Raw genomic sequence first — 418 nt, forward strand, 5'->3', positions numbered from 1 at the left:
CGCCCGCACACCGGCGGTGGCGGACTCCGCCGGGGCGGGCCAGGCTCTGGCGGCGCTCGCGGCCGTCGAGGAGCTGCTGGAGCTGTGGAGCACGGAGGCCGCCGCGCCGCCGGTGCTGCGCGCGGGCGGCCTGGGCGTACGGGACCTCAAGCGCACCGCCGTCGCCCTCGACGTGTCCGAGCCCGTCGCCGCCTTCTGGATCGAGCTGGCCCACGCCGCCGGGCTGCTGGCCTCCGACGGCGAGGAGGGCGAGCGGTACGCGCCCACCCCCGCCTACGACGCGTGGCTGGAGGAGCCGCCCGAGCGGCGCTGGACGCGTCTGGCCCGCGCCTGGCTGGCGGCCACCCGCCTGGCCGGACTGGTCGGCGGGCGCGACGCCCGCAGCCGGGCGCTCGGCGCGCTCGGCCCCGGCCTGGAC

At 80.9% G+C, this 418-nt stretch carries 1 pseudogene; it reads left to right on the forward strand.

The window, feature by feature from the left end:
- Window positions 1–418 (forward strand): annotated as a pseudogene (locus AC2CJA_RS27280) (DNA-binding protein); the annotation flags it as partial.

It is taken from the genome of Streptomyces sp. ATLC9 (assembly GCF_057196705.1).